Source organism: Streptomyces globosus (assembly GCF_003325375.1).
GTDB lineage: Bacteria > Actinomycetota > Actinomycetes > Streptomycetales > Streptomycetaceae > Streptomyces > Streptomyces globosus_A.
In genome coordinates this window covers 5,027,501-5,041,755 of record NZ_CP030862.1, presented here as the reverse complement: position 1 = coordinate 5,041,755, position 14,255 = coordinate 5,027,501, and the positions used below count along the sequence as shown (strand labels likewise).

Annotated in this window: 16 protein-coding genes (1 of these 16 cut by a window edge); 10 read left to right on the top strand and 6 right to left on the bottom strand. The window is 72.8% G+C overall.

The annotated features are described in order from the left end of the window. Nucleotides 1-120: 120 nt before the first annotated feature. Both C0216_RS22355 and C0216_RS22350 read left to right on the top strand, forming a co-directional pair. On the top strand, nt 121-324 hold the full coding sequence (locus C0216_RS22355; protein WP_114057003.1) for a hypothetical protein: 204 nt from the start codon (nt 121-123) through the stop codon (nt 322-324). A 100-nt stretch (nt 325-424) separates the two neighbouring features. Beyond that, nucleotides 425-946, top strand: coding sequence for a SixA phosphatase family protein (locus C0216_RS22350; RefSeq protein WP_114057002.1), 522 nt, complete (start codon nt 425-427; stop codon nt 944-946). 68 nt (nt 947-1,014) lie between these two features. Here the strand turns inward: C0216_RS22350 and serB are convergent, their stop codons facing one another. Continuing rightward, nucleotides 1,015-2,214: a phosphoserine phosphatase SerB gene (gene serB / locus C0216_RS22345; RefSeq protein WP_114057001.1), complete on the bottom strand. Its 1,200-nt coding sequence runs from the start codon at nt 2,212-2,214 to the stop codon at nt 1,015-1,017. 475 nt (nt 2,215-2,689) lie between these two features. On the opposite strand from serB, the gene C0216_RS22340 reads away from it, so the two are divergent. Next, a complete protein-coding gene (locus C0216_RS22340; protein WP_114057000.1) occupies nt 2,690-5,242 on the top strand; it encodes an FHA domain-containing protein in 2,553 nt (850 codons plus the stop codon). Between the two features lie 92 nt (nt 5,243-5,334). Here the strand turns inward: C0216_RS22340 and C0216_RS22335 are convergent, their stop codons facing one another. Then, nucleotides 5,335-6,024 carry a transglycosylase SLT domain-containing protein gene (locus tag C0216_RS22335; RefSeq protein ID WP_114056999.1) on the bottom strand — a complete coding sequence of 230 codons (690 nt, stop codon included), beginning with the start codon at nt 6,022-6,024 and terminating at the stop codon, nt 5,335-5,337. A 478-nt stretch (nt 6,025-6,502) separates the two neighbouring features. Here C0216_RS22335 and C0216_RS22330 point away from each other — a divergent pair, with 478 nt between their 5' ends. The 3 genes from C0216_RS22330 to C0216_RS22320 all read left to right on the top strand — a co-directional run bounded on the left by C0216_RS22330 (nt 6,503) and on the right by C0216_RS22320 (nt 8,673). Beyond that, complete coding sequence (locus C0216_RS22330; RefSeq protein ID WP_114056998.1) at nt 6,503-7,633, top strand: GAF domain-containing sensor histidine kinase; 1,131 nt, start codon at nt 6,503-6,505, stop codon at nt 7,631-7,633. Next, nucleotides 7,626-8,273, top strand: a complete 648-nt coding sequence (locus C0216_RS22325; protein WP_174250441.1) for a response regulator — start codon at nt 7,626-7,628, stop codon at nt 8,271-8,273. The genes C0216_RS22330 and C0216_RS22325 overlap by 8 nt, the downstream gene beginning before the upstream one ends. A 154-nt stretch (nt 8,274-8,427) precedes the next feature. Next, the gene (locus C0216_RS22320) at nt 8,428-8,673 is read left to right on the top strand and encodes a chaplin (protein WP_114056997.1); all 246 of its coding nucleotides are present in this window, start codon (nt 8,428-8,430) and stop codon (nt 8,671-8,673) included. A 74-nt stretch (nt 8,674-8,747) separates the two neighbouring features. On the opposite strand, the gene C0216_RS22315 is transcribed toward C0216_RS22320, so the two are convergent. Continuing rightward, nucleotides 8,748-9,530 carry a hypothetical protein gene (locus C0216_RS22315; RefSeq protein ID WP_114056996.1) on the bottom strand — a complete coding sequence of 261 codons (783 nt, stop codon included), beginning with the start codon at nt 9,528-9,530 and terminating at the stop codon, nt 8,748-8,750. Between the two features lie 144 nt (nt 9,531-9,674). On the opposite strand from C0216_RS22315, the gene C0216_RS22310 reads away from it, so the two are divergent. The 4 genes from C0216_RS22310 (at nt 9,675) to C0216_RS22295 (ending at nt 12,945) form a co-directional block, all read left to right on the top strand. Continuing rightward, nucleotides 9,675-10,469, top strand: coding sequence for an ABC transporter ATP-binding protein (locus tag C0216_RS22310; protein WP_114056995.1), 795 nt, complete (start codon nt 9,675-9,677; stop codon nt 10,467-10,469). Between the two features lie 44 nt (nt 10,470-10,513). Further along, nucleotides 10,514-10,942 carry an NfeD family protein gene (locus C0216_RS22305; protein WP_114056994.1) on the top strand — a complete coding sequence of 143 codons (429 nt, stop codon included), beginning with the start codon at nt 10,514-10,516 and terminating at the stop codon, nt 10,940-10,942. A 99-nt stretch (nt 10,943-11,041) separates the two neighbouring features. Further along, entirely contained in the window at nt 11,042-12,061 is a 1,020-nt protein-coding gene (locus C0216_RS22300) for an SPFH domain-containing protein (protein ID WP_114056993.1), read from the top strand. A 113-nt stretch (nt 12,062-12,174) separates the two neighbouring features. Next, complete coding sequence (locus C0216_RS22295) at nt 12,175-12,945, top strand: sulfite exporter TauE/SafE family protein (RefSeq protein ID WP_114058841.1); 771 nt, start codon at nt 12,175-12,177, stop codon at nt 12,943-12,945. A 62-nt stretch (nt 12,946-13,007) separates the two neighbouring features. Here the strand turns inward: C0216_RS22295 and C0216_RS22290 are convergent, their stop codons facing one another. The 3 genes from C0216_RS22290 to C0216_RS22280 all read right to left on the bottom strand — a co-directional run. Further along, the gene (locus C0216_RS22290) at nt 13,008-13,511 is read right to left on the bottom strand and encodes an HNH endonuclease (protein WP_114056992.1); all 504 of its coding nucleotides are present in this window, start codon (nt 13,509-13,511) and stop codon (nt 13,008-13,010) included. Between the two features lie 149 nt (nt 13,512-13,660). Continuing rightward, complete coding sequence (locus C0216_RS22285; protein ID WP_114056991.1) at nt 13,661-14,194, bottom strand: YbhB/YbcL family Raf kinase inhibitor-like protein; 534 nt, start codon at nt 14,192-14,194, stop codon at nt 13,661-13,663. A gap of 56 nt (nt 14,195-14,250) precedes the next feature. After that, nucleotides 14,251-14,255, bottom strand: the final stretch of a protein-coding gene (locus tag C0216_RS22280; protein WP_114056990.1) for a sporulation protein. Its footprint extends 778 nt past the window's final position; only the last 5 of its 783 coding nucleotides appear in the window; the start codon falls outside the window, past its right edge; it ends in the stop codon at nt 14,251-14,253.

The following is a 14,255-nucleotide window of genomic DNA, read 5'->3' as shown; positions in this document are numbered from 1 at the left end:
ATCCCCTAGGGGGCGGGGTTCAGGGTCGCCTCGGGTGCACCCCTGATGGGCCGCGGCCCTCCGGATCCCTAGATTCGAAGGAGCCAGCCCGTCCCACCCGCACACCCACGGAGGCGGCCCATGTCGGCCCCCACGCGCCCCACCGGATCACGCACCGCCGCCGGCGCCGACGCCCGGCTGCACTGGTGGGCCCTGGCCCTGCCCGTCCTCGCCTTCTGCCTGCTGCTCCTCCTCCCGGCCGGCGCCGGGGAGGCGCAGGCATCCACCGGCGATACCCCCCACCTGCTCCAGGTCGGCCGCGAACTGATGCGCGCCGCCGGCTGACGCACCCGCGCGCCCGCCCGCGCCGCGACGCGCCCCGCCGCCGCACCCGGGCGGCGCGACACCCGGGCCCGCAGGGGCCGATCCGTGGGAAGCTGGGCCCATGAGCGCCGACACACCCCGCAGGATCGCCCTCCTCCGGCACGCCAAGGCCGACTGGCCGGAGGTGTCCGACCACGAACGCCCCCTGGCGGAGCGCGGCCGCCAGGAGGCACCGGCCGCCGGACTGAAGCTGGCCGAGACCGGCATCGCCTTCGACCTGGCCCTCTGCTCCACCGCAGTCCGCACCCGCGAGACATGGAAGCTCGCCGTCCACGAACTGCCCCAGCGCCCCCGGACCGTCTACGAGGAGAGGCTGTACGACGCCTCGCTCGGCGAGCTCATCGCCCTCCTCAACGAGACGTCCGACGAGGTCTGCGACCTCCTCGTGGTCGGGCACAACCCGGGCATGCACGCCCTCGCCGACGCCCTCGCCGGCCGCGCGGAGGGCGACTCCCTCGCCAGGATGGCCCGTACCGGCTTCCCGACAGCAGCGCTCGCCGTCGTCTCCTTCACCGGCTCGTGGAAGTCCGTCGAGCACGGCGTCGGCACGCTGCTGGACTTCTGGACCCCGAAGGACCACTGACCCGCGCAGGACTCCGCGGACACGGAGGGGCCCCGGCGGCCGACCGCCGGGGCCCCTCCACCCCTCCGTCAGGTGAGGCCCGCGGCCTCGACCTCCTCGCGGGTGACGCCGAGCAGGTACAGCACCGTGTCGAGGAACGGCACGTTCACCGCGGTATGCGCGGCCTCCCGGACCACCGGCTTGGCGTTGAACGCCACCCCCAGCCCGGCCGCGTTCAGCATGTCCAGGTCGTTCGCGCCGTCGCCCACGGCCACCGTCTGCGACAGCGGCACCCCGGCCTCCTCGGCGAAGCGGCGCAGCAGCCGCGCCTTGCCCGCCCGGTCCACGATCTCGCCGGTCACCCGGCCCGTCAGCCGGCCGTCGACGATCTCCAGCGTGTTGGCGGAGGCGAAGTCCAGCCCCAGCCGCTCCTTGAGGTCGTCCGTGACCTGCGTGAACCCGCCGGAGACCACACCCACCTGGTAGCCGAGCTGCTTCAGCGTGCGGATCAGCGTCCTGGCGCCCGGCGTCAGCCGCACCTCCGCGCGCACCTTCTCCACGACCGAGGCGTCGAGCCCGGCCAGCAGCGCCACCCGGGCGTGCAGCGACTGCTCGAAGTCCAGCTCCCCGCGCATGGCCCGCTCGGTCACCTCGGCGACCTCGGCCTCGCAGCCCGCGTGCGCCGCGAACAGCTCGATGACCTCGTCCTGGATGAGCGTGGAGTCCACGTCCATCACGACCAGGCGCTGCGCCCGGCGGTGCAGGCCCGCCGAGACCACCGCCACGTCGACCCCGATGTGCGCGGCGGCCGTGGCCAGCGCGGTGCGCAGCGGCTCGGTCTCGCAGCCGGACACCGCGAACTCGACGGCCGTGACCGGGTACTTCGCGAGCCGGAAAATGCGGTCGATGTTGCCGCCGGTTGCGGTGATCCGGGCCGCTATGGCCGCCGTGGACTCGGCGGTGAGCGGGTGCCCGAGCACGGTGACGTGGGAGCGGCCGCTGCCGCGCGGCAGGTTGTCGCCGGTGCCGGAGAGGATCTCCGCCTGCATCTTGAGGGACTCGGCCCAGCTGTGGACGGTCGCCCGCAGCTCGCCCTCCGTCCCGCCGGCGGGCATGGTGACGAGGGCGCACAGGACGATGCGGCCGCGGGTGACGACCTGCTCGATGTCGACCACGTCGACGGAGTACGCGGCGAGGGTGTCGAACAGCCCGGCGGTGATCCCGGGGCGGTCCTTGCCGAAGATCTTGACGAGGAGGGTGGGGACCTCGGAGGTCTGCGAAGCGCTCATGGTGCTCTCACCGTATCTGCCCGCCCGCCGCAGGTGGACCCCCGTCCCACCCACCGGGACCCCTTTCCCCCGGTCAGCGCGTCGGGCGGGTGGACCGCGGGTGAACGGCGGGCCACGCGGCGCACCGGGCCGGCGGGCGCGCCGCCGGGCCCGGCGGCGCGCCCGAGTGTCACGGTTCACCAACGAAACGGGGGCCCGCGGCGGCCCTCCCGGGCCCGAGCGGGCCGGGAACCGACCCCTCCGGGCGGGCCCGGGGGCCCCGTACGGGCCGGGCGCGGGGGCAGGGAGTCCCGTATGGCCTGCTGCGGGTGCTTTGCCCGGCGGGCGGGCAGCCCCGGGGCCCTGACGGGGGCTCGATTCCACATGTCGGCCCCAGCCTGAAATAGTTCCCCAGGATGTTCGCCATCCCTAGACTCCCTGCCGTCGGACTCCCTGACGGCCGGGGAGATTCTCGGGGGACCTAAGTGGGGCTGGAGTGCCGGAACTCGTACTGGAATTGAACGGAAGGACCTGGACGCTGGACCCGTCCAGGTCGTACTCGCTGGGGCGCGACCCCCAGGGAGACGTGGTGGTCGACGACGCGCGCGTGTCCTGGCGGCACGCCACCATCGCGTGGAACGGACGGGGTTGGGGCCTGGAGGACCACGGCAGCACCAACGGCACGTACGTGCACGGTGCGCGGGTCCAGCACACCGAGCTCGTGCCCGGCACACCGGTCCACCTGGGCAACGCCACCGACGGCCCGCGGCTGAACTTCAGCGCCGCCGCTGCCGGCGCGCCGCAGCAGGCCGTGCCGCAGCAGCAGGCGCCGGCCTACCAGGCCCCGGCCCCCGCGTACCAGGCCCCGGCCCAGGCGCAGGCGGCCCCGGCCTACCAGGCCCCCGCCCCGCAGCAGCAGCCGCAGGCCCAGGGGTGGCCGCAGCACCCGCAGCAGCAGGCCGCCCCGGCCCAGCAGCCGCAGTTCCCGCACCAGCAGGGCGGCGGCGCGGCCCCCGCCCAGGGCGCCGCGTCCGGCTACGGCGGCGACCGCAGCCCGACGACGTTCCACCAGATCGCCGTCGGCCGCGTCATGCGCATCGGCCGCGCCCTGGACAACGAGCTCGTGGTCTCCGACCTCCAGGTCTCGCGCCACCACGCGGAGTTCCGCTCCACCGGCGGCCGCTTCGAGATCCACGACCTCGGCAGCCACAACGGCACCTACGTCAACGGCCAGGCGCTGCCCAAGTCCGGCTCCGTGCTGCTCGGCCCGAACGACATCGTCGGCGTCGGCCACTCCACGTTCCGCATCGTCGGGGACCGGCTGGAGGAGTTCGTCGACTCCGGCGACGTCTCCTTCTCGGCCCGCCACCTCACCGTCACCGTCGACGGCGGCAAGCAGATCCTCAAGGACGTCACCTTCGGCGTCCCGGAGAAGTCGCTCATCGGCGTCATCGGCCCCTCCGGCTCCGGCAAGTCGACGCTGCTGAAGGCGCTCACCGGCTACCGGCCCGCCGACCAGGGCGACGTCCTCTACGACAACCGCAACCTGTACAAGCAGTTCGCGGAGCTCCGCCAGCGCATCGGCCTGGTCCCGCAGGACGACATCCTGCACAAGGAGCTGCGGGTCTCCACCGCGCTGAAGTACGCGGCCAAGCTCCGCTTCCCCGGCGACACCGCCGAGTCCGAGCGCGCCGCCCGCATCGACGAGGTCCTGCGCGAGCTCAAGCTCGACATCCACAAGGACAAGAAGATCACCGCGCTCTCCGGCGGCCAGCGCAAGCGCGTCTCCGTGGCCCTGGAGCTGCTGACCAAGCCGTCGCTGATCTTCCTGGACGAGCCGACCTCCGGCCTGGACCCGGGCATGGACCGCGACGTCATGCAGCTGCTGCGCGGCCTCGCCGACGACGGCCGCACGGTGCTCGTGGTCACCCACTCCGTCGCCGAGCTGTCGCTGTGCGACAAGCTGCTGGTCATGGCCCCGGGCGGCTCGGTCGCCTACTTCGGCCCGCCGGACGAGGCGCTGAACTTCTTCGGCTACAGCACCTGGGCGGACGTCTTCTCGGCCTTCGAGAACTACCGGGACTACGACTGGGCCGGCCGCTGGAAGGGCTCGCAGCACTACCAGCTGTACGCCGCCGACCTCGACGCGGTCGCCCCGCAGTCGGTCGCCATGCCCCCGCAGCAGATGATCCCGCCCAAGCCGCAGGCCTGGGGCTCGCAGCTGTGGACGCTGATCCGCCGCTACCTGTCGGTGATCGCCTCGGACAAGGGCTTCATGGTGCTGATGGTGGCCCTGCCCGCGGTCCTCGGCATCGTCTCCACGGTCATCCCCGCCAAGTTCGGCCTCGCCCCGCCGATCCCGCCGAGCCGGTTCAACGGCGACGCCGGCACGATCATGCTGATCCTCGCGGTCGGCATGTGCTTCTCCGGAGCCGCCAACTCGGTCCGAGAACTGATCAAGGAACGGGTCATCTACGAGCGCGAACGCGCCACCGGCCTGTCCCGCTCGGCCTACCTGATGTCGAAGGTGATCGTCCTCGGCGTCATCACCGCCCTCCAGGGCGTGATCATCTGCGCCATCGGCTTCACCCCGCGCAAGCTGCCCGCCGAGGGCCTGTTCATGTCGCCCGCCGCCGAGCTGTGCATCTCGGTGATCGCGCTCGGCTTCACGTCGATGATGTTCGGCCTGGTCATCTCCGCGCTGGTGAGGACCGCCGAGAAGACCATGCCCCTGCTGGTCATGTTCGCCATCGTCCAGGTCGTCTTCACCGGCATCCTGTTCCAGATCTACGACAAGCCCGGCCTGGAGCAGTTCGCCTGGCTGATGCCGTCCCGCTGGGCCATCGCCGCCTCCGGCACCACGCTGAACCTCGGCAAGCTGATGGCGCCGTGGGACATCGAGAACCCGCAGAACACCGACCCGCTGTGGGACCCCACGATCGGGCAGTGGACCCTGGACATCCTCGTCCTCGTCGCGCTCGGCGTGGTCTGCGGCTTCGCCGTGCAGCGCCTGCTGCGCCGCCACGAGCCCGAGGTCATGCGCAACTAGCGCACGGCTCCCGCACGAGAACGCCGAAGGGCGGCACCCGAAACCGGGTGCCGCCCTTCGGCGCAAGAGGCTGCCGTGCCGTGCGTGCCGGCTCAGTAGGCGCTGTTGACGTTGTCGATCGTGCCGTAGCGGTCGGCCGCGTAGTTGCAGGCGGCGACGATGTTGGCGACCGGGTCGTACTGGTCGAACTTGGTGCCGGGCACGTGGTAGGCCTTGAAGGTCGGGTAGATGACCTGGAGCAGGCCCTTGGACGGGACGCCGTTCTTGGCGTTGATGTCCCAGTTGTTGATGGCGAGCGGGTTGCCCGAGGACTCGCGCATCACGTTCTTGTGAATGCCTGCGTAGGTGCCCGGGATGCCCTCCTTCTTCATGATGAAGAGGGCTTCCTTGATCCAGCCGTCCAGGTTGTTCGCGAAGACGGGCGTGCGGGCGGCGGCGCGGCTGGCGGCTGCCTTGGCCTCGCGGGCCTTCTTCGCCTTGGCCTCGGCCTCGGCCTTCGCCGCGGCGTCCGCCTTGGCCTTGGCAGCTGCGGCCTGCTGGGCGGCCTTGGCGGCGACGGCCTGCTGCGCGGCCAGGTTCGCCTGCACGGTCTGGGCCTGGACGGCGCCCGTGACCTGCGTCCACGCCGCGGGAGCGGCGGCAGCCTCGGCCTGGCCGGAGTTCCCGGCACCGCCGGGGACGAGGGTGGCGGCGAGGGCGGCGGCGCCGAGGGCGGCGACGGTGGCGAAGGACCTCTTGTGGGCCTTCGTCAGACGACGGCCGGGGGTGTTGATCTCGGACATGCGTGGACAACCTCTTCGAATCGCGGGAGCCGCAGGAAGGCGGCCTGCGAATCGGGGGAGATCCGCGGCGCCGTGCGACGGAGGCAATTCTTAGCGGCGGCAAAATCCCGTGGCAAAGGTGTGACGTACGATCCTGCTTAGTGGATCACGGCGCCGCTCCGCGCCCGGAACTCCGCCACGCGCACCGCCCGGAGCAGCATTGATGTCGCCTTTACCCGTCCACTACGCTCCTTCGTAAGTGACCTGGGTCCTATGCGCGGGCTCACATCAGGCAGGTAACAGTCTCACCCGGCGTTGCCAAAGCAATGCAATCCGTCACCGAAGTCCGACTCCAGGAGGACCCCGGCCGCCCCCGCCCTCCTCCCGAGGGCGGAGGAACACGCCCGCGACCCGCACCCCCGGCCCCGCCCCCCTCCGGCTCCCGCCCTAGGACCCGCGCCCGATCCCGCAGGTCACAGCCCCGAGTACGGTGATCTCCATGGACCACGCCCCCCGCAGCGGCCTCGCCGCCGTCAGCACCGCACTGCTCGCCATGAGCCGGCGGCTGGAGGTACGCGACGTCCTGCGCACGATCGTCATCGAGGCCCGCGCCCTCCTCGGCGCCCGCTACGCCGCCCTCGGCGTCCCCGACGACCACGGCGGCTTCGCGCAGTTCGTCGTCGACGGCATCAGCGAGGAGCAGTGGCGCCGCATCGGCCCCCTGCCCCGCCAGCACGGCATCCTCGCCGCGATGCTCCACCAGGAGGGAGCCGAGCGCCTCGCCGACGTGCGCAAGGACCCCCGCTTCGAGGGCTGGCCCGCCGCCCACCCCGAGATGGCCGACTTCCTCGGCCGCCCCATCCGGGACGGTGAGGAGACCCTCGGCGCCCTCTTCCTCGCCAACAAGCACGCCCCCGGCGGCTTCACCGAGGAGGACGGGGAACTCCTCGGCCTCCTCGCCCAGCACGCCGCCATCGCCCTGACCAACGCCCGCCTGTACGAGCGGAGCCGCGAGCTCACCATCGCCGAGGAGCGCTCCCGCCTCGCCCACGAGCTGCACGACGCCGTCAGCCAGAAGCTCTTCTCCCTCCGCCTGACCGCCCAGGCCGCCGCCGCCCTCGTCGACCGCGACCCGGCCCGCGCCAAGGACGAACTCCACCAGGTCGCCGCCCTCGCCGCCGAGGCCGCCGACGAACTGCGCGCCGCCGTGACCGAACTGCGCCCCGCCGGCCTCGACGAGGACGGCCTCGCCGCCACCCTCCGCGGCCACGTCCGCGTCCTCGACCGCGCGCAGGCCGCCCGCGTCACCTTCACCTGCGACGGCGTACGCGCCCTGCCCGCCGCCCAGGAGGAGGCACTCCTCCGCGTCGCCCAGGAAGCCCTCCACAACGCCCTGCGGCACTCCGGCGCCGACCGCGTCGACGTCGTGCTCGCCCGGCGCGGCACCGGCGCCGTCCTCACCGTCGCCGACAACGGCAGCGGCTTCGACCCCGCCGCCGTCCGCGCGGCCGGACGCCACCTCGGCCTCGTCTCCATGCGGGACCGGGCCGCCGGCGCCGGCGGCCGCCTCACCGTGCACTCGGCGCCCGCCGCGGGCACCACGATCGAGATGGAGGTACCCGGTGGCTGAGACGCCCGGCCGGATCCGCGTCCTGCTCGTCGACGACCACCAGGTCGTCCGGCGCGGCCTGCGCACCTTCCTGGAGGTCCAGGACGACATCGAGGTCGTCGGCGAGGCCGCCGACGGCGACGAGGGCGCCGCACGCGCCGAGGAACTGCGGCCCGACGTGATCCTGATGGACATCACGATGCCCGGCACCGACGGCATCGAGGCCCTGCGCCGGCTCCGCGCCGCGGACAACCCCGCCCGGGTCCTGGTCGTCACCAGCTTCACCGAGCAGCGGACGGTCGTCCCGGCCCTGCGCGCCGGCGCTGCCGGATACGTCTACAAGGACATCGACCCGGACGCGCTCGCCGCGGCCATCCGCTCCGTCCGCGCCGGGCACGTCCTGCTCCAGCCGGAGGTCGCCGAGGCGCTGCTGTCCCAGGACGACCAGCCGGCGGCCGGCCGCGGCGGCTCCCTGACCGAGCGGGAGCAGGAGGTCCTCGGCCTTATCGCGGACGGCCGCTCCAACCGGGAGATCGCGCGGGCGCTCGTCCTGTCGGAGAAGACGGTCAAGACGCACGTCTCGAACATCCTCATGAAGCTGGACCTCGCCGACCGCACCCAGGCGGCGCTCTGGGCCGTCCGCCACGGCGCGGCCGGCTGAGGCGGCGCGCCGCCGCCGACCCGTCCATCCGCCGTTCCGAATGTCATACCGTCGGGTGCATGTCGCCCACACGGCGTATCCCGTGCGGCGCGGGACCGTTCTCCAGGGCGTGCCGGAGCGCCGGCCCCGGCAGACGTACGGAGGACGAGGACACGTGAAGAACACCAAGAAGGCCACCGCCGCCGCCCTGATCGCGGGCGGCCTCCTCGCCGCGGGGGCGGGCGCCGCCTCCGCCCACGGCGGCGCTTGGGCCTCGGGCGAAGCCGCGGGCTCGCCCGGCGTCGCCTCCGGGAACCTCGACCAGGTCCCGGTGCACGTCCCCGTGAACGCCGTCGGCAACGCGGTCACCGCGGTCGGCCTGCTGAACGGCGCCTGGGGAAACACCAGCACCAACGGCTGACCCGCCGCCCCCCGCCGTCGGCCCCGCCTCCTCCCTCTCCCCGGAGGCGGGGCCGTGCCGCGCCCCCCGGGCACTCAGCCCCGCTCCCGCTCCTCCACCGCCGCGTTGTACGCCGCCACCAGCGCCCGCCGCGCCACCCGCTCCACCGGCCGCAGCGCCTCAGCCCGCGCCGCCATCTCCGACGCCGCCACCGCACCGCCGTGCCCCCGCTCGTACGCCAGCGACACCAGCAGGTCCACCCGCTGCGCCAGCGCCAGCACCCGCACCGCCCGCGCCGGATACCCCGGAGCCAGCGCCTCCCGCCCGGCCTCCGCCCGCGCCCGGAAGGCCGACACCGCGGCCTCCGCCGCCGGCCCCGAGGCCGCCACGTCCAGCCGGGTCAGCACCGCCGTCGCCTCGCGCACGGCCTCCGCCAGCTCCCGCTCCGCCTCGCCCAGAGACGGCACGTCCGCCGGGGGTGCCTCCCGCACGGGCAGGCACCGCCACACCACCTCGACGTGCACGTCACCCGCGGGCCCCGCCTCGGCCACCTCCGGCACCAGCCCCAGCGCCGCCCCCACGGCGACCACCGCCTCCTGCGACTCCAGCGCCCGCGCGTTGAACTCCGGCGGCCCGCTCAGCCCCAGCGGATGCCCCGGCACGGGCAGCGCCACCCGCAGCCCCGTCACCCCCAGGGCCCGCATCCGCCCCAGCGCCAGCGTCAGCCCCACCGGCCCCGGCTCGCCCGGCAGCCCCGCCACCCGGTGCACGGCGTCCCCGGCCACGATCGACGACACGGCCTCGTCGGGCGAGACCAGACCGGCCAGCAGCGCGTTCCCCCAGGCGGCCAGCCGCCCTGAACGTGGTTCGAAAAGCATCCCCCCACTCTACGGACCGGCCCGGAACCGCCCCGGCAGCCGGGCTGGCGCCCGGACCCCGCCCCGAGTGGCGTAGGTTTTCCCCTGGGGCTGCGCACACCGGCGCACAGACGAACCGAGACCTCAAGGGGAGACAACGCGCTCATGAGCGATGTACTGGAGCTTCAGGACGTATCCGTGGTCCGCGAGGGCCGGGCTCTGGTCGACCAGGTCTCCTGGTCGGTGAAGGAAGGGGAGCGCTGGGTCATCCTCGGCCCCAACGGCGCCGGTAAGACCACCCTGCTCAACATCGCCTCCAGCTACCTCTTCCCCACCAAGGGCACCGCCACCATCCTCGGCAGCACCCTCGGGAAGGTCGACGTCTTCGAGCTGCGCCCCCGCATCGGCATCGCCGGCATCGCGATGGCCGACAAGCTCCCCAAGCGCCAGACCGTCCTCCAGACCGTCCTCACCGCCGCGTACGGCATGACCGCGACCTGGCAGGAGGAGTACGAGGAGGTCGACGAGCAGCGCGCCCGCGCCTTCCTCGACCGCCTCGGCATGACCGACTTCCTCGACCGGAAGTTCGGCACCCTCTCCGAGGGCGAGCGCAAGCGCACCCTCATCGCCCGCGCCCTGATGACCGACCCCGAGCTCCTCCTCCTCGACGAGCCCGCCGCCGGCCTCGACCTCGGCGGCCGCGAGGACCTCGTACGCCGCCTCGGCCGCCTGGCCCGCGACCCGCTCGCGCCCTCCATGGCCATGGTCACCCACCATGTCGAGGAGATCGCCCCCGGCTTCACCCACGTCCTGATGATCCGTCAGGGCAAGGTCGTCACCGCCGGCCCCATCGACCTCGAACTCACCTCCCGCAACCTCTCCCTCTGCTTCGGCCTCCCGCTCGTCGTCGAGCGCACCGAGCACGACCGCTGGACCGCCCGGGGACTGCCCCTGCGCTGACCCGCACCCTGTCCCGACCGCGCCCCCCGACCTACCATGAACCCGTGGACATCGACGCGTGGGTGTGGTGGCTCATCGGTGCGGTCGGACTGGGCATCCCGCTCGTCCTGACCGCGATGCCGGAACTCGGCATGTTCGCGGTCGGGGCGCTCGCGGCCTCCGCCACCGCGGCGCTCGGCGGCGGCATCGTCGCCCAGGTCCTCGTCTTCGTCGTCGTGTCGGTCGCGCTCACCGCCGCCGTCCGCTCGATCGCGAACCGCAGCCGCGACCAGCGCCCCCAACACCGCAGCGGAATCGACGCGTTGAGGGGCAGAACGGCCGTCGTCGTCGAACGCGTCGACGGCAGTGGAGGCCGCGTCAAGCTCGCGGGCGAGATCTGGTCCGCCCGCACCCTCGACGCCGACGCCGCCTACGAACCCGGCAGCCAGGTGGACGTGGTCGACATCGACGGCGCAACCGCCGTCGTCATGTGAGTACTTGAGCCAAGCAGCCGACCTGCGGCCCCGGGGTCTGCGAGACTCCGAACGCATCAACGGGGCAGCACAGACAGCCGGAAGGGCACGGGGAACCGCATGCAACCGATCATCATCGTCCTGATCATCCTGGTGGTTCTGGTCTTCATCGCCCTGGTCAAGACGATCCAGGTGATCCCGCAGGCCAGCGCAGCCATCGTCGAGCGGTTCGGCCGCTACACCCGCACCCTCAACGCGGGCCTCAACATCGTCGTCCCCTTCATCGACTCCATCCGCAACCGCATCGACCTCCGCGAGCAGGTCGTGCCGTTCCCGCCCCAGCCGGTCATCACCCAGGACAACCTCGTCGTCAACATCGACACCGTCATCTACTACCAGGTGACCGACGCCCGCGCCGCGACCTACGAGGTCGCCAGCTACATCCAGGCCATCGAGCAGCTCACCGTCACCACCCTGCGCAACATCATCGGCGGCATGGACCTGGAGCGGACGCTCACCTCCCGCGAGGAGATCAACGCGGCCCTCCGCGGCGTCCTCGACGAGGCCACCGGCAAGTGGGGCATCCGCGTCAACCGCGTCGAGCTCAAGGCCATCGAGCCGCCCACCTCCATCCAGGACTCGATGGAGAAGCAGATGCGCGCCGACCGCGACAAGCGCGCCGCGATCCTCCAGGCCGAAGGCGTCCGCCAGTCCGAGATCCTGCGCGCCGAGGGCGAGAAGCAGTCCTCCATCCTGCGCGCCGAGGGCGAGGCCAAGGCCGCCGCCCTGCGCGCCGAGGGCGAGGCCCAGGCCATCCGCACCGTCTTCGAGTCCATCCACGCCGGCGACGCCGACCAGAAGCTCCTCGCCTACCAGTACCTCCAGATGCTCCCGAAGCTCGCCGAGGGCGACGCCAACAAGCTCTGGATCGTCCCCAGCGAGATCGGCGACGCCCTCAAGGGCCTCTCCGGAGCCATGGGCAACTTCGGCCCCATGGGCGGCGGCTCCGGATTCAACCCCCTGAACTCCGCCAAGTCCGGCGCGAACAACGGCAGCAACGGCGCCAACGGCGGCGGCCACACCGGGAACGGCAACGGCGCCAACGGCACCGAACGCCGCGAACAGCCCCCCATCGACTGACCCGCGCGCCCACCGGGCCGTCCCCTCCTGCATGATCAAGGAGGCCCCTCGACCTCAATGGCGGGGAGGCGTCCTCCTATGCAAAGGAGATGGCCCGGTCCATGTCCATGTCCATGTCCGTCTGGGAATCAGTCGCGGTCTTCGCCGCCGGCATCGGCGCAGGCACCATCAACACGATCGTCGGCTCCGGCACCCTCATCACCTTCCCGGTGCTGCTCGCCACGGGCCTCCCGCCCGTCACGGCGAACGTCTCCAACACCCTCGGCCTGGTGCCAGGCTCCCTCAGCGGAGCCTTCGGCTACCGCCGGGAGCTCCGCGGGCAGCGCGCCCGCGTCCTGCGGCTCGGCGCCGTCTCCGCCGTCGGCGGCCTCGCCGGAGCCGTCCTGCTCCTGACCCTGCCGTCGGAGTCCTTCGACACCATCGTGCCCGTGCTCATCGGGCTCGCCCTCGTCCTCGTCGTCCTCCAGCCCCGGCTCGCCGCCGCCCTCCGCAGGCGCCGCGAAGCCGCCGGCTCGGACGGGGCGCACCCCGACGGCGGCCCCGCCCTCGCGGGCGGCATGCTGCTCGCCAGCGCGTACGGCGGCTACTTCGGCGCCGCCCAGGGCGTCCTCTACGTCGGCCTGATGGGGCTCCTGCTCCATGAGGACCTCCAGCGCATCAACGCCGTCAAGAACGTCATCGCCGCCGTCGTCAACGGCATCGCCGCGGTCTTCTTCCTCTTCGTCGCCGAGTTCGACTGGACGGCCGTCCTCCTCATCGCGGCCGGCTCCACCCTCGGCGGCCAGATCGGCGCCAAGGTCGGCCGCAGGCTCCCGCCGACCGTGCTCCGCGGTGTCATCGTCGCCGTCGGCACCGTCGCCATCGCCCAGATGCTGCTGCGCTGACCGGGCCGCACCCCGGACACGCCGGAGGCCCGCCCCCTCGGGGGACGGGCCTCCACCCGTTCCTACGCCGTGCTGCCCAGCCACTCCGGGAGCGCCTCCCGGCCGCCGACCCCGAGGGCCAGCAGCATGGCGTCCGCAGGGGACGGCACGAACGGCTCCCGCAGCAGCGGCATACCCGCCTCGTCCGGAGTCCGGTCCGCCTTGCGGTGGTTGTCCTCGGCGCACGACGCCACCGTGTTCAGCCAGGTGTCCCGGCCGCCCTGCGCCCGCGGCACCACGTGGTCCACCGTCGTGGCCCGCTTCCCGCAGTACGCGCACCGGTGCTGGTCCCGCACCAGCACGCCCCGCCGGGACCACGGCGCGTGTCTTCGGAACGGCACACGCACGTACCGGCACAACCTGATCACCCGAGGCATCGGAAGGTCCACGGCGGCCGCTCGGACACGCAGTTCCGGATGCGACTGCTCGACCACTGCCTTGTCCTGGAGAACCAGCACGACGGCCCGGTTCAGGGTCACCGTCGACAGCGGCTCGAAGCTCGCATTCAGCACCAGCGTGTCCCGCATCTCGCCCACCTCCCGTGCGCAGGCCCGCGTCCACCCTGGCTGCAGGGCCCGCAACCACTCTGGCTGCGCGCGCCACGCGGGACAACGCATTAAAAATGCCCGGTCCGGGTCTGCTTCAGACCAGGACCGGGCAAACAGGAGGCGAACGATCAGCCTGCCGGCGCCTCGTACTCACCGATCAGGTGGGCGCGCCCCAGCGTGTGGAACCGCAGGTTGAATCCGACTGCGGCGGGTGAGGCGTCCGGGCCGGGCCCGAGCTTCTCCCGGTCCACCGCGTACACGGTGAACACGTACCGGTGGCGCTCGCCGGCCGGCGGCGCCGCCCCGCCGAAGTCCCGCGTCCCGTAGTCGTTGCGGACGTGCACGGCTCCGTCCGGCAGCCCCTCGAACTTCCCGCTGCCCGCGCCGGCCGGCAGCTCCGTCACGGTGGCGGGCAGGTCGAAGAGGACCCAGTGCCAGAACCCGCTGCCCGTCGGGGCGTCCGGGTCGAAGCACGTCACGGCGAAGCTCTTCGCCCCCTCCGGGAAGCCCTCCCAGCGCAGGTGCGGGGAGACGTTCCCGCCCTCCAGGACCTGGCCGCCGGCCAGCTCCCCGCCGTGCCGGAGATCGTCGCTCACCACCGTGAACGAGGCGACTTCCGGGTGGAAGGCGTGGGGGAGGGGAGCCCTGTTCTGCTCGGCCACTGCTGAACCTCCTGATCGCGGACCGGTGCCGGACCGCACCGGCACCGGCTCCGAGCCTAGA

What these genes read in the sequence shown, in the direction of transcription:
- C0216_RS22335 (WP_114056999.1), bottom strand. Translation starts at nt 6,024, where the DNA reads ATGTCCGAGATCAACACCCCCGGCCGTCGTCTGACGAAGGCCCACAAG.
- serB (WP_114057001.1), bottom strand. Translation starts at nt 2,214, where the DNA reads ATGAGCGCTTCGCAGACCTCCGAGGTCCCCACCCTCCTCGTCAAGATC.
- C0216_RS22310 (WP_114056995.1), top strand. Translation starts at nt 9,675, where the DNA reads ATGAGCGATGTACTGGAGCTTCAGGACGTATCCGTGGTCCGCGAGGGC.
- C0216_RS22350 (WP_114057002.1), top strand. Translation starts at nt 425, where the DNA reads ATGAGCGCCGACACACCCCGCAGGATCGCCCTCCTCCGGCACGCCAAG.
- C0216_RS22300 (WP_114056993.1), top strand. Translation starts at nt 11,042, where the DNA reads ATGCAACCGATCATCATCGTCCTGATCATCCTGGTGGTTCTGGTCTTC.
- C0216_RS22315 (WP_114056996.1), bottom strand. Translation starts at nt 9,530, where the DNA reads ATGCTTTTCGAACCACGTTCAGGGCGGCTGGCCGCCTGGGGGAACGCG.
- C0216_RS22330 (WP_114056998.1), top strand. Translation starts at nt 6,503, where the DNA reads ATGGACCACGCCCCCCGCAGCGGCCTCGCCGCCGTCAGCACCGCACTG.
- C0216_RS22295 (WP_114058841.1), top strand. Translation starts at nt 12,175, where the DNA reads ATGTCCGTCTGGGAATCAGTCGCGGTCTTCGCCGCCGGCATCGGCGCA.
- C0216_RS22290 (WP_114056992.1), bottom strand. Translation starts at nt 13,511, where the DNA reads ATGCGGGACACGCTGGTGCTGAATGCGAGCTTCGAGCCGCTGTCGACG.
- C0216_RS22355 (WP_114057003.1), top strand. Translation starts at nt 121, where the DNA reads ATGTCGGCCCCCACGCGCCCCACCGGATCACGCACCGCCGCCGGCGCC.